At 64.1% G+C, this 12290-nt stretch carries 13 protein-coding genes; 7 read left to right on the top strand and 6 right to left on the bottom strand.

Annotation, left to right across the window (positions count from 1 at the left end):
* Positions 1–22: 22 nt before the first annotated feature.
* Positions 23–379 carry a hypothetical protein gene (locus tag AC1DVM_RS13635; protein ID WP_477254966.1) on the top strand — a complete coding sequence of 119 codons (357 nt, stop codon included), beginning with the start codon at positions 23–25 and terminating at the stop codon, positions 377–379.
* Here the strand turns inward: AC1DVM_RS13635 and panC are convergent.
* Positions 376–1221, bottom strand: a complete 846-nt coding sequence (gene panC, locus AC1DVM_RS13640) for a pantoate--beta-alanine ligase (RefSeq protein WP_477254967.1) — start codon at positions 1219–1221, stop codon at positions 376–378. The genes AC1DVM_RS13635 and panC overlap by 4 nt on opposite strands.
* Positions 1222–1424: 203 nt before the next feature.
* Between panC and AC1DVM_RS13645 the strand changes: the two genes are divergently transcribed.
* The gene (locus AC1DVM_RS13645) at positions 1425–2126 is read left to right on the top strand and encodes a J domain-containing protein (RefSeq protein ID WP_477254968.1); all 702 of its coding nucleotides are present in this window, start codon (positions 1425–1427) and stop codon (positions 2124–2126) included.
* Positions 2127–2195: 69 nt separating this feature from the next.
* On the opposite strand, the gene AC1DVM_RS13650 is transcribed toward AC1DVM_RS13645, so the two are convergent.
* Positions 2196–3734: an SPOR domain-containing protein gene (locus tag AC1DVM_RS13650; RefSeq protein ID WP_477254969.1), complete on the bottom strand. Its 1539-nt coding sequence runs from the start codon at positions 3732–3734 to the stop codon at positions 2196–2198.
* Between the two features lie 251 nt (positions 3735–3985).
* Between AC1DVM_RS13650 and AC1DVM_RS13655 the strand changes: the two genes are divergently transcribed.
* The 4 genes from AC1DVM_RS13655 to AC1DVM_RS13670 all read left to right on the top strand — a co-directional run bounded on the left by AC1DVM_RS13655 (position 3986) and on the right by AC1DVM_RS13670 (position 7674).
* A complete protein-coding gene (locus AC1DVM_RS13655) occupies positions 3986–4321 on the top strand; it encodes a phasin family protein (RefSeq protein WP_477254970.1) in 336 nt (111 codons plus the stop codon).
* A gap of 228 nt (positions 4322–4549) precedes the next feature.
* Complete coding sequence (gene clpS, locus AC1DVM_RS13660; protein WP_477254971.1) at positions 4550–4942, top strand: ATP-dependent Clp protease adapter ClpS; 393 nt, start codon at positions 4550–4552, stop codon at positions 4940–4942.
* A 30-nt stretch (positions 4943–4972) separates the two neighbouring features.
* Positions 4973–7429: an ATP-dependent Clp protease ATP-binding subunit ClpA gene (clpA, locus tag AC1DVM_RS13665; RefSeq protein ID WP_477254972.1), complete on the top strand. Its 2457-nt coding sequence runs from the start codon at positions 4973–4975 to the stop codon at positions 7427–7429.
* Entirely contained in the window at positions 7426–7674 is a 249-nt protein-coding gene (locus tag AC1DVM_RS13670) for a hypothetical protein (RefSeq protein ID WP_477254973.1), read from the top strand. Before clpA ends, AC1DVM_RS13670 begins: the two co-directional genes overlap by 4 nt.
* A gap of 144 nt (positions 7675–7818) precedes the next feature.
* Here the strand turns inward: AC1DVM_RS13670 and AC1DVM_RS13675 are convergent, their stop codons facing one another.
* The 3 genes from AC1DVM_RS13675 to AC1DVM_RS13685 form a co-directional block, all read right to left on the bottom strand.
* Complete coding sequence (locus AC1DVM_RS13675; RefSeq protein ID WP_477254980.1) at positions 7819–8979, bottom strand: GNAT family N-acetyltransferase; 1161 nt, start codon at positions 8977–8979, stop codon at positions 7819–7821.
* Positions 8980–9228: 249 nt separating this feature from the next.
* Positions 9229–9981: a glycerophosphodiester phosphodiesterase family protein gene (locus AC1DVM_RS13680; protein ID WP_477254974.1), complete on the bottom strand. Its 753-nt coding sequence runs from the start codon at positions 9979–9981 to the stop codon at positions 9229–9231.
* The gene (locus AC1DVM_RS13685) at positions 9978–10448 is read right to left on the bottom strand and encodes a RidA family protein (protein ID WP_477254975.1); all 471 of its coding nucleotides are present in this window, start codon (positions 10446–10448) and stop codon (positions 9978–9980) included. Before AC1DVM_RS13685 ends, AC1DVM_RS13680 begins: the two co-directional genes overlap by 4 nt.
* Before the next feature lie 144 nt (positions 10449–10592).
* Here AC1DVM_RS13685 and AC1DVM_RS13690 point away from each other — a divergent pair, with 144 nt between their 5' ends.
* The gene (locus tag AC1DVM_RS13690; protein WP_477254976.1) at positions 10593–11426 is read left to right on the top strand and encodes a cell envelope integrity EipB family protein; all 834 of its coding nucleotides are present in this window, start codon (positions 10593–10595) and stop codon (positions 11424–11426) included.
* Here AC1DVM_RS13690 and AC1DVM_RS13695 read toward each other — a convergent pair.
* Positions 11417–12290: DNA polymerase IV (locus tag AC1DVM_RS13695; protein ID WP_477254977.1), on the bottom strand; the 874-nt coding region annotated here is incomplete at its 5' end. The two genes, AC1DVM_RS13690 and AC1DVM_RS13695, sit on opposite strands and share 10 nt — an antisense overlap.

The following is a 12290-nucleotide window of genomic DNA, read 5'->3' on the forward strand; positions in this document are numbered from 1 at the left end:
AGTTGAGTGAGTGGAGGCTGCCATGTTTCTCGCGGTATCCGAAGGCTGGCATTGGCGATACGAGGTTTGCGAGCACGCGGACGGTTACCTCGTCCAGATGCGCGACCTGCAGACCGGCGACCTCGACGAGGAATTCTCGACCATCTTCAGAACCATGCCGGTCGCGTTCGCGTACGCGGAAATGTCAGCGGCATACGAACGCTACGTGGCAACCGATGGCGAGGGCGACGGGGACGACGAACCCGAGCTCGAACTCGCCACAATCGAACGCCATTTCGTCGACCTCAGCGACCGGCTGAGCGATTCCGGCATGCACGGGGTCATGGCCTCGGCCTGGGAAAAGGTTCGCCCGCCTGCGAAACCGCGCGTTCTCCACTAGACGGCCACGTTGTCGATCAAGCGTGTGTTGCCGAGCTTCGCCGCCAACAGAAGGCGAAGTGGACGCGTGGGATCCCCGGACGGCGGCATCAGTGTCTCGGCATCGCGCGCCTCGAAATAATCGACCGCGAAATGGGCTTTCGACAGGACGGCGAAACCCGCCTCCATGACCGCGTCGAGATCGTCTCCGGCGCTTATCCCGTCCGCGCAGGATTTCAGGGTTTGATGGAGGATGGCGGCGTGCTCCCGATCTTCCGCGCTGAGGTAACGATTGCGCGACGACATGGCGAGCCCGCTCGGCTCGCGAAGGGTCGCGCCCGCAACGATGCGCAGCGGCATGTGCAAGTCCTGAACCATCCGCTCGATCACACGATATTGCTGGTAATCCTTGTCCCCGAAGATCGCGAGGTCGGGCTGGGCGAGATTGAACAGCTTCGCCACCACCGTCGCCACCCCTTCGAAATGGGTCGGTCGAAAGCGGTCCTCGAGGCCAACGGTCGCTGGCCCCGCGACCCGCACGCGGGTGCTGTCACCAGTGGGATACATCTCCTCGACTGAGGGAGCGAAAACCAGGTCGGCTAGGCCCGTGAGCTTCCTCAAATCCTCTTCCAAGGTGCGCGGATATTTGGACAGATCCTCGGTCGGGGCGAATTGCGTCGGATTGACGAAGATGGACACCACAACCTTGTCGGCCTCGGCCCGTGCGAGGCGCGCCAGCGACACATGCCCCTGGTGCAGCGCGCCCATGGTGGGCACCAGCGCAATGCGCTGGCCGCTCTTGCGCCATTCGGCGACGGCTTCGCGAAGAGCTAAGGCGTGATCGACGACAGGCACGGACGACATCGCACAACTCCCGGAAATCCATCCTCTCGGCGTTCCGGCGTGTGACACGTCCGGCATGCGCGAGATCCGACACGAAAGCGCTCTAGCAGACGCCGCAGGGGCTAGGCAATTGCCGTCCGCAGGCTCATCTAAAAGCGGTGCACTCGAAACCGCGCACCCTTTGCCCAAGACCAAGTCGCCCATGACAAGCGGGAACGAAAACCATGATGCTGCTCTACGGACTCGCCGCCTTCGGTCTTCTCTGGTGGCTGTCCAAGGTCTTCGTCCGGTCCGACGCCAAAGCCGTGACCAAAGCGGTCAGGATCGTCGGCGGGGTGGTGGCGCTCGGGCTCGCAGTGCTGCTGGGCATCAGGGGCCGCATCGACATGGCGCTGCTGCTCGGCGGCGTCGGCGCCTGGGCACTCGGGTGGAGCGGTCTGAACCTGCCTCTCCCTTGGGGCGCAAGAGGCGCCGCCGAGCCACTCGCCCGCGTCCGATCGGCGATGATCGAAATGGAAATCGATCGCCGGTCCGGAACCGTGACGGGACACGTTCTCGCAGGACGCTTCACCGGGCGGCGATTGGGCGATCTCGATCAGCCGTCCCTGCGCGCGCTGTATGCGGAATGCCGTTCCCTCGACCCGGAGGGAGCAGCGTTTCTAGAGGCTTATTTTGACCGCCGGTTTCCCGGCTGGCGTGAATACGCTCAGGGCGATGGTGACACGCGGACGCGCGCGCAGACGGGCGCGATGTCGAAAGAGGAAGCCTACCAGGTCCTGGGGCTTCAACCGGGCGCGAGCCTCGATGAGATCCGCGAAGCGTATCGCCGGTTGATGAAGAAACTCCATCCCGACCAAGGGGGGACGGCGCACCTCGCGGCCAGGGTCAACCAGGCGAGAGAAGTTCTGTTGAGCCGACATCGCTGATACTCCACACGCGATCCCGAAGAAGAAAGTTCATGACGGCGCACACACACGCGCCGTCATTCGTCGTCTTTAGCCCTTTGAGGCGAAGCAGCTGAAGCCGCTCTTCTTGAGCGCCTTGCAGGCGTTCTGGGCCTCCGCCGATTCGTCGAACCCGGAAAAGCGGGCCCGGTAGAGAGTATTACCGCGAACCGTTACCTTTTCGGTAAAGGGCGAAGCCTTGGGAAGAATTTTGCCGGCGCGGTCGAGAACCGCCTGGGCCTTCTCCTCGTCGTCGGTGGCGCCGAGCTGGATCACCCAGCCGCTGGCCGTCTGCGTTGCCGCGGGCTTGGCCGCCGCCGGCTTCTCGATCGACGCGGTCTTGATCGCACCCGTTTGTGTCGGAGGAGCCGCGGGCAGGCGGGCTTCGATCTTCGCCGCGAGAGCGAGCTTTTCGCGCTCGGAAATCTCGTCGGCCTCCTGGAGGGCGGCGAAGGCCTGGGCGTTCAGGGGCAGGGGCTGCGCGCCCTTCTGCCAGCGGACGCCGGAGGAGGGGGTGGTGGTACCGCTCGCACCCGCCGCCGAGGCGACCACCGGGCGAAGCGTCGTCAGATCGAGCGGCTTGCGCACGGGAGGCGGGGGCGGAGCCTCGGCCACGGTCTCGACCGGCGCGCTCTGGACCGGGATGGTCGCAGCGGGCGAGGCATCCGCCACCATGATTTCGCGGCTGGAGCCTTCGCCGACCGGCGGAGCGATGCGGGCGCCCGCATAAGCCCGGGGCAGGTTGTCGCCGATGAGCTCGGCCATGGTGTTGTCGCGGGAGGCTGCCGACCGGCCGCCCAGGACCACCGCCACCACATGGCGGCTGTCGGTCTTGACGTTGGTCAGGATGTTGAAGCCCGACGCGCCGATGAAACCGGTCTTGATGCCGTCGACACCCTCGATGCGACCCAGAAGCCGGTTATGGTTTCGCATGCTGGACCCGGCGTAATTGAATACGCGGGTGTTGAAATAGGTATAGTATTTCGGAAAGCGATCCTGGATCGCCCGGCCGAGAAGCGACAGGTCCCGCGCGGTGGTGACCTGCTCGGGATCGGGCAGGCCCGACGCATTGCGATAGACGGTGCGGGACATGCCGAGCTGGCGCGCCTTGCGCGTCATGCGCTCGGCGAACTCGTCCTCCGAACCTGCGAGATTCTCGGCGACCACCACCGCGATGTCGTTGGCGGATTTCGTCACGAGCGCCAGGATCGCGTCCTCGACCTCGATGGTCTGGCCGGGGGGAAGGCCGAGTTTGGAGGGAGATTGCCGGGCGGCGTGAGCCGAGACGGTGAAGGGCGTGTTGAGCCTCACCTTGCCGGCTTCCAGCTGTTCGAACAGCAGATACAGCGTCATGACCTTGGTGATCGACGCCGGATGACGGATGGCGTCGGGATTGTCCGCCGACAGGACCTTGCCGGTCTTCGCATCGACGACGATCGACGCGGTAGGAGGGCTGTAGCCACCGCCGGACCTCACCTTGCGGCGAGCGGCCTCCGCCGGAGAGGCGATAGCGATGACGAGCGAAGCCGCCGCGACGCCGACCAATGCCAGTGTCCTTCGACGTTCGACCCAAACGCGTACCGAATTCATCCTGTAAAGATCCCTGTTCAGCTCAATCTCAGGCCCCACGCCGACCGCTCCTTGCTGGAGATCGTTGCCGGCACAACACAGTCTCGGAAGTTAAGGGGATGCGGTTACGGGCGGGTTAACGGGAGGGAAATTGGGGAGGGGGTTTTTGTGCGGTGCACAATTTTCTTGACTCTTATTGTGCGGTGCACATATTAATGGCAGCACTGAATTCAACACGGTCCACCCCCCACTTAGAACCTCTGAGGTCTCCCATGATCCCGTCTTTCGACCAGTTCCAGAAGTATGGCCAGGAAAACATGGAAGCCGCCATTCAGGCGGTCGGCACTTTTTCTAAAGGTGCCCAAGCCATCGCGGCCGAGTCAAGCGACTTTGCACGCAAGGCCATTGAGCGCAACTCTTCGACCATAGAGCAGCTTGCCAGCGCCAAGACCCTCGAGAAGGCGGTCGAGATCCAGACGGAATACGTCAAGAGCGCCTATGAGGGCCTGGTCAGCCAGTCCACGAAGCTCGGCCAGCTTTATTCCAGCTTCGCCACCGAGGCTTTCAAGCCTATCCAGGGCCTGTACGCCAAGGTTACCTCGGCGTAATTCTTTTCGCCTCATCTCAAAGCCTTTGAACGCCCGGCCTCGCAGCCGGGCGTTTTTCGTCGTCGGCGTCTTCCGGCTCCGGCGAATATGTCGCGCTTTCGCTCCGGTATGCGACCTCCCACCTTGTTGATCTAGCGAAGCAGGTGGAGCGACTATACATTTGCATAAGCGACGGGGTCGCGATGGGGGCGCGCGGCAAGCCATATGCAAAGGGTCGGTCGAAACATGATGCTGTTGGCAAGTCAGGGCATTTCCGGCGGAGGCGATTGCAAGCCCTTGAGGGGCGCCGGCGGGCAGTCGTCCGGCGGGGGCGACGATGGCGGTCGGTCCGGAACGGCGATCGTCACCAAAACCAAGACGCGCACGAAACGGCCCAATCTCTACCGTGTTCTGCTGTTAAACGACGATTACACCCCGATGGAGTTCGTGGTGCACGTGCTGGAAAAGTTCTTCAACAAGGACCGCGAAGGCGCAACGCGCATCATGCTCCACGTTCACCAGAACGGTGTCGGGGAATGTGGAGTATTTACTTACGAGGTGGCGGAAACGAAAGTGACGCAGGTGATGGACTTCGCCCGCAAGCACCAGCATCCGCTGCAATGTGTAATGGAAAAGAATTAGCCGAGACGTCGTCTCATTAAGGACAAGCCGTTGCCGAGCTTTTCTCGCAGTCTGGAACAAGCCCTCCACCGCGCCCTTGCGATCGCAGGGGAGCGGCGTCACGAATACGCGACTCTGGAGCATCTTCTGCTCGCGCTGGTTGACGACCAGGACGCCGCCGCGGTGATGCGCGCCTGCAACGTCGATGTCGACCTCCTGCGGCGCAACCTCGTCGAATATGTCGACAGCGAGCTTGCCAACCTGGTGTCGGACGGACGGCAGGATTCCAAACCCACGGCGGGATTCCAGCGGGTCATCCAGCGGGCGGTCATCCACGTGCAATCCTCGGGGCGTGACGAAGTGACGGGCGCCAACGTTCTGGTGGCGATCTTCGCCGAGCGCGAGAGTCATGCGGCCTATTTCCTGCAGGAGCAGGACATGACCCGCTACGACGCGGTCAACTACATCAGCCACGGCATCGCCAAGCGTCCCGGCCTTTCCGAAGGGCGCGCCCCGCGCGGCGCCGAGGAAGAGAGCAATGAGCGTCCCGCCTCCGAAGAGGCCGAGGTGCGTCCGAAGAAAAAGGGCGATGCGCTCGATAGTTACTGCGTCAACCTCAACAAGAAGGCGAAGGACGGCAAGATCGATCCGTTGATCGGCCGCGAGATGGAAGTGCAGCGCACGATCCAGGTCCTGTGCCGCCGCCAGAAGAACAACCCGCTCCTCGTCGGCGATCCCGGCGTCGGCAAGACCGCCATCGCGGAGGGCCTCGCCCGCAAGATCATCAAGGGCGAGGTGCCGGAGGTGCTGCGCGACGCGACGGTGTTTGCCCTCGACATGGGCACGCTGCTCGCCGGAACGCGCTATCGCGGCGATTTCGAGGAGCGCCTCAAGCAGGTGATGAAGGAAATCGAGGCGCATCCCAACGCCATCATGTTCATCGACGAGATCCACACGGTGATCGGCGCCGGTGCGACCTCGGGCGGCGCCATGGACGCGTCGAACCTGCTCAAGCCCGCGCTGGCCTCCGGCACGCTGCGCTGCATCGGCTCGACGACCTACAAGGAATACCGCCAGTATTTCGAAAAGGACCGCGCGCTCGTGCGGCGGTTCCAGAAGATCGACGTCAACGAGCCGTCGGTGCCGGATACGATCGAGATCGTGAAAGGGCTGAAGCCCTATTTCGAGGAGTTCCATAAACTCCGCTACACCAACGAGGCCGTGAAGGCCGCGGTCGAATTGTCGGCACGCTACATCAACGACCGCAAGCTGCCCGACAAGGCGATCGACGTGATCGACGAGACTGGCGCGTCGCAGATGCTGCTGCCGGAAAACCGCCGCAAGAAGACCATCGGCATCAAGGAGATCGAGGCGACCATCGCTACGATGGCGCGGATTCCGCCCAAGACCGTGTCGAAGGACGACGCGGAGGTTCTGGCGCATCTGCAGGAAACCCTCAAGCGGGTGGTCTACGGTCAGGACAAGGCGATCGACGCCCTCGCATCGGCGATCAAGCTCGCCCGCGCCGGCTTGCGCGATGCCGAGAAGCCGATCGGTTCATACCTGTTCGCGGGCCCGACCGGCGTCGGCAAGACCGAGGTCGCGAAGCAATTGGCGGTGTCGCTCGGCGTCGAATTGCTGCGTTTCGACATGTCCGAATACATGGAGCGCCATACGGTCAGCCGCCTCATCGGCGCGCCTCCCGGCTATGTGGGCTTCGACCAGGGCGGCCTGCTCACCGACGGCATCGACCAGCATCCGCATTGCGTGCTGCTGCTCGACGAGATCGAGAAGGCGCATCCGGACCTGTTCAACATCCTGCTCCAGATCATGGACCACGGGAAGCTGACGGACCACAACGGCAAGCAGGTCGACTTCCGCAACGTGATCATCATCATGACCACCAATGCGGGCGCCGCCGACCTGGCCCGCCCGGCCTACGGCTTCACGCGTTCGAAGCGGGAAGGCGACGACACCGAGGCGGTCAACAAGCTGTTCGCACCGGAATTCCGCAACCGGCTCGACGCCATCATTTCGTTCGGCCATCTGCCGAAGGAAGTGGTGCAGAAGGTCGTCGACAAGTTCGTCATGCAGCTCGAATTGCAGCTGGCCGACCGCAACGTCTCCATCGAGTTGACGGAGGAGGCGCGGGAATGGCTGGTCGAGCACGGCTACGACGAGGCCATGGGCGCCCGCCCGATGGCGCGGCTCATCCAGATCAGCATCAAGACCCAGCTTGCCGAAGACGTCCTGTTCGGTCGTCTCAAGAACGGCGGCGCCGTCAAGGTGGTGGTGAAGACCGACGATATCGGGCTGAAGTCGCTCGGATTCGAATATCCCGAGGGGCCGGTGAAGCCGAAACCGGAGAAGGTCGCCGCAAAGCGCAAGCCGCGGGCGAAATCCTCCGCGCCGAGCAAGCCAAAAAAAGCCGTGAAGCCGAAGGGTTCGGGTGGTAATAGCGGCGGAGGCATCCGCACCGTTCCCAAGGTTCCGCTGGTCAAGGCATGACGACTGAATTGCACGAAGGCCCTCTCGAGGCCGCCCCCGCCATCGTTCCGGCGAAGCCGTCCTGGCGCGAACAGCGCCGGAACCGGCGTCGTCGGCGCGTCTGGTTCGAGGAGGTCCTGGGCTGGGTCCTCGTCCCCGTCATCGTCATCGGCAGCTACTGGCTGGTAGAGGGCATGCTGGCCGCCGTCGGCACGTCATTCTCGGCCATCTTCAACGGTTTGACGACGATTTCTCAGAACCTCTGAGAGGTGCTTGCGGGATCTGCCGCATCGGACGTTCGAACTCCGCAGCTCATGCGCGCGCTTGTCCCGGGTAGCCACGCCTCTTCTTGCTCCGCCGCCAAAAATCGTGGGTGGCGGGGGCAAGCCCGGCCATGACTGCGCGGGGATCTATTCCTCATCCCGCCGAAACGGCGTGGCCGACGACAATTCCTCCGCGGCTTCGCGAACGTAGCGCCGTTCCTGCTCGAGATAATCGCTCACCGCGTGCTTGAGGCCGGGATCGGCGAGGTCGTGCGCTGACGAGGTGATGACGGGCTTGTAGCCTCGCGCCAGCTTGTGCTCGCCCTGCGCGCCGGCCTCGACGCGATCGAGCTTGTGGCGGATGGCGAATTCCATCGCCTGATAATAGCAGACCTCGAAATGCAGGAACGGATGGTCCTCGACGCAACCCCAATTGCGCCCGTAGAGCCTGCGGTCGCCGATGAAGTTGATGGCGCCCGCGATGTAGCGTCCGGAGCGCTTCGCCATCACCAGCAGCACCCGGTCCGCCATGCGTTCGCCGATCAGCGAGAAGAACGCCCGGTTGAGATAGGGGCGTCCCCATTTGCGCGAGCCGGTATCCATGTAAAACGCGAAAAACGCATCCCAATGCGCTTGCGTGAGCTGCGATCCCGTCAGCCATTCGATGGAGATGCCGTTCCTCAGCGCGTCGCGCCGCTCGCGACGGATGATCTTGCGCTTGCGCGACGAGAGGGCGGCAAGAAAATCCTCGAACGTCTCGTATCCGTCGTTGAACCAATGGAATTGCTGGTCGTCGCGTCGAAGGAAGCCCTGTTCGGTAAAGGCCTCAAGGTCGGTTTCTTCCAGGAAGGTCGCGTGGATGGAAGAAGCGTTCGTCTGCTGCCTGACCGCCCGCAGGCCGGCGATCAATTGCCGGCGGATTTCCCCGGCGCGGGGCCCCTGCGGCACGAGAAGCCGCGGGCCGGTCGCGGGCGTAAACGGCACCGCCACCTGCAGCTTGGGATAATAGCGCCCACCCGCGCGCTGATAGGCATCGGCCCATGAATGGTCGAACACGTACTCGCCCATGGAATGAGATTTGAGGTAGCAGGGCGYGGCGCCGAGCAAGCGGCCGCCCTCGTCTTCCACCAGCACATGGAGCGGCGCCCAACCCGTCTTCTTCCCGACGCACCCTGAATCTTCCAGAGCGGACAGGAAGGCGTGGGACACGAACGGATTATGCGGGTCCGCGTCGCCGGCGGGGTCGCCGCCCGATAACGCGCAGGAATCCCAGGCCCCGGCCGAAACCGGTCCCAGCCCTTGAGTCATTTTCAGCAGAAGCGTCACGTGAAAGCGGAATCTCGCCGTTGTCCGCTAAAGTTAGGGGCGCGTCGAGGCGCTGGCAATGCGGCGAGGCGGTCAGCGGATCAAGGGTGGGGGTCAGAATGTCAGGCGCGGCGGTTTCAAGCTCGCCACGCTCAATGAAGCGCCCGTCCGACCTGCAATTCGCCCGGTCGATCCACCCCCACCTCCAACTCCTCCCCACAAGGGGGAGGAGAGTGGGTCGAGAATGCGCCCCTATGGCATGAAGCCTTCGAACACCATCTGGTCGGCGTGCTTTTCCGCCCGCGCCCGCTCTTCCGGGTTCCGTATCGTCCAGGTCATCACCGGAAGATTGCCGAGGACCTTGCACAGGAACGGCCCGGCGCAGGGCAAGTCGTGGACCTTCCACGACACGAATTGTGGCTGCGATTCGTTGAAATGCAGCAAATTCGCCAGGCGATGCTTGAGTTCGGGGCGCAGGATGCTGTCGGTCTTCGACGCGTAATGGAGCTCTCCGATGATTCCGCGCGTCACATGCGGCGCAAGCGTGCGGAGCGCCTCGACGATCACGGGGTCGAAGGACTTGACGACGAAGGGGCCGTGATAATCCGCGAGGATTTCGCAGACCCGCCGGGTGAGCCGCAGGTCGCCGTCGAACTTGCTCTTGATCTCGATGACGAGCGGCACGCGCTTGGCGATCTGGCTCAGGAAGCCCTGGAGCGACGGGATCCTGTCGCCCTTGGTGGAGCCGGAGATCGCGATGTTCGTGAGGTCCGCGAGTTTGCGGTCGACAACGAGACCGTCCGCATCGGTGAGCCGCGCGAGGTCGAAATCGTGGAAGACGATCGCTTCACCGTCGGCTGTCAGCTGAACGTCGCATTCGATCGGAAAACCATGAACGATCGCGGCCTCCGCGGCCGCCAGCGTGTTCTCGATGATGCCTTGCGCTTTATTGTGAAGGCCGCGATGGGCGATGGGCTTCGCGACGAGCCAGCTCGGCGTGCTCATTGGACTTCAAACATCCCTTCGACCTCGACGCAGACATCGAGGGGCAGTTCGGCGACGCCGACCGTGGAGCGGGCGTGGCGACCCTTGTCGCCGAGGACGGCGACCATGAGGTCGGATGCGCCGTTCATCACGGGCGCCAGGGCCGCGAAGGTCGGGGTTGCGTTGATGAAGCCGCCGAGGCGGACGCAGCGCACGACCCGGTCGAGGTCGCCGACAGCGGCCCGCAACTGGGCCAGCAGGTTGATGGCGCACAGGCGCGCCGCCTCGCTGCCGTCCTGGGGCGAAACCTCGGCCCCGAGCTTGCCCTTGTGAGCGTCCGCGAGCTTGCCGTCGGCCCCCAGGCAGAGCTGGCCCGAAATGACGATGAGGTTGCCGGTCCGCACGAACGGCACGTAATTGGCCACGGGCGCCGCGGGCGTCGGCAGCGTGATTCCCAGTTCCTGAAGTTTTTTGTCGACAGCGCTCATGTGAAGCCTCGGTCTTACCGTTGATCCCGCAACCTTGTGGCGGATGCGCCAAGGGGACGCAAGGGGGAGAGGCGAGGGAGCAAGCTGCAGCGTTGCGGACAGGGCCGTAGACTCCTATTCTGGCTTTCAGAAAATGGAGAATGCATGCGCTCTCTCGTCATCGCGTCCGCTCTGATCGTCGCCGGCATCGCGCCATCCGCGGCCCAGCCGTCAAAGCCGGGCATTCACCTCGTGCCGCACCGGGCGGTCTACGACCTTTCGCTTCTGCGCTCCCAGGGCTCGCGCGGTCTTGACAGCGCACGGGGTCGCATCGCGATGGATTTCGGCGGCGATGCCTGTGACGGGTACACCTTGAATTACCGCCAGGTCACCGTGCTCAACAGCAACGAATCCGGGGCCCGCACGGTCGATACGCAGACCGCCACCTTCGAGGCCGGCGACGGGCTGACGATGCGGTTCAAGACCACCTCGACCAGCGGATCGGCGGGAGCGAGCGGGGTCGACGGCGACGCGCGGCTGAAGCCGGACGGGAGCCTCGATGTGCGTTTCAAGCAGCCACGGAACGCCGGGTTCTCGGCGGCCGGGCAGCCGGTCTTCCCGACCGAGCATCTCAAGCGGGTCATCGAGGCCGCCCGGCAGGGCCAGACCACCGTCGCGGTGAAGGTCTATGACGGCTCGGATGACGGCAAGAAGATCTACGACACGCTCGGCGTGATCGGGCGCAGGATCGAGGCCGGGACCGGCGGCAATCTGGACGAGGCGAGCCGTCAGGCGGACTTGCAGAACATCGCCCGCTGGCCGGTCACCATCAGCTATTTCACGGACGGCTCCGCCGATCGCACGCCCGCCTACACGGTGTCGTTCGAACTCTATGAGAACGGGGTCAGCCGGGCGCTGCGACTCGATTACGGCGATTTCGTCCTGAAGGGCGACCTTCAGGCGCTCCAGATTCAACCGTCGACAGCCTGTCAGCGCTGAGGCTTGCGCAACGCGATGCCCTTTTGCAGGGCATCGACGCCGAACTTCTCGCGAATCCTGTCGATGGCCGATTCCATGTGGGCCTGTTTCACCACGCTCTGATCCGCGAGATCCCCTAAATCCGCCTCGGCGGCATCGCAAAGGTCCGCCGCGCCGATGCCGATCAGGCGGAAGGCGGTGCCGTCGCAGGCGGCTTTCAGCAGGTGCCGGGCGGGTTCGAAGAGGCGGATTGCCAGTTGCGTCGCGGGAAGACCCGAGCGGCTGCGGGTCAGGATGCGGAACTCCGAATCCTTCAGTTTCAGCGTGATGCTCCGCCCCGCGAGGTCCGCGGCCTTGAGGCGGCGGGACACCTTCTCGGCAAGCCGCCACAGAATCGGCTCGAGGTCGTCGAAGGCCCGCAGATCCGTATCGAAGGTCGTCTCCGCCGAGACGCTTTTCGTCTCCCGCTCCGGGGTCACCCGCCGCTCGTCCTGACCCCAGGCGAGTTTGGCGAGCCTCTGCGAGTCACGTCCCAGCGCCTCGTAGAGTGCGCGCAGCGAGCCGTCCCGCAAGTGCCCGATCCGCGTGATGCCGGCCTTCGCAAGCCGCGCCTGCGCGGCGGCTCCGATACCCGGGATCATCGACACGGGCTTGTCAGCCAGAAAATCCGCCGCTTCCGCGCGCCCGATGATGGCAAAGCCGCGGGGCTTTTCGAAATCTGACGCGATCTTGGCCAGGAACTTGTTGTAGGACAGGCCCACCGAGACGGTGATGCCGACCTGCTCCTCCACCCGGCGCGCGAAGCGGGCGAGCGTCACCGCCGGGCTGCCGTGATGCAGGCGTTCGGTCCCCGACAGGTCGAGAAAGGCCTCGTCGATGGAGACC

Source organism: Microvirga sp. P4_A5 (genome assembly GCF_056402495.1).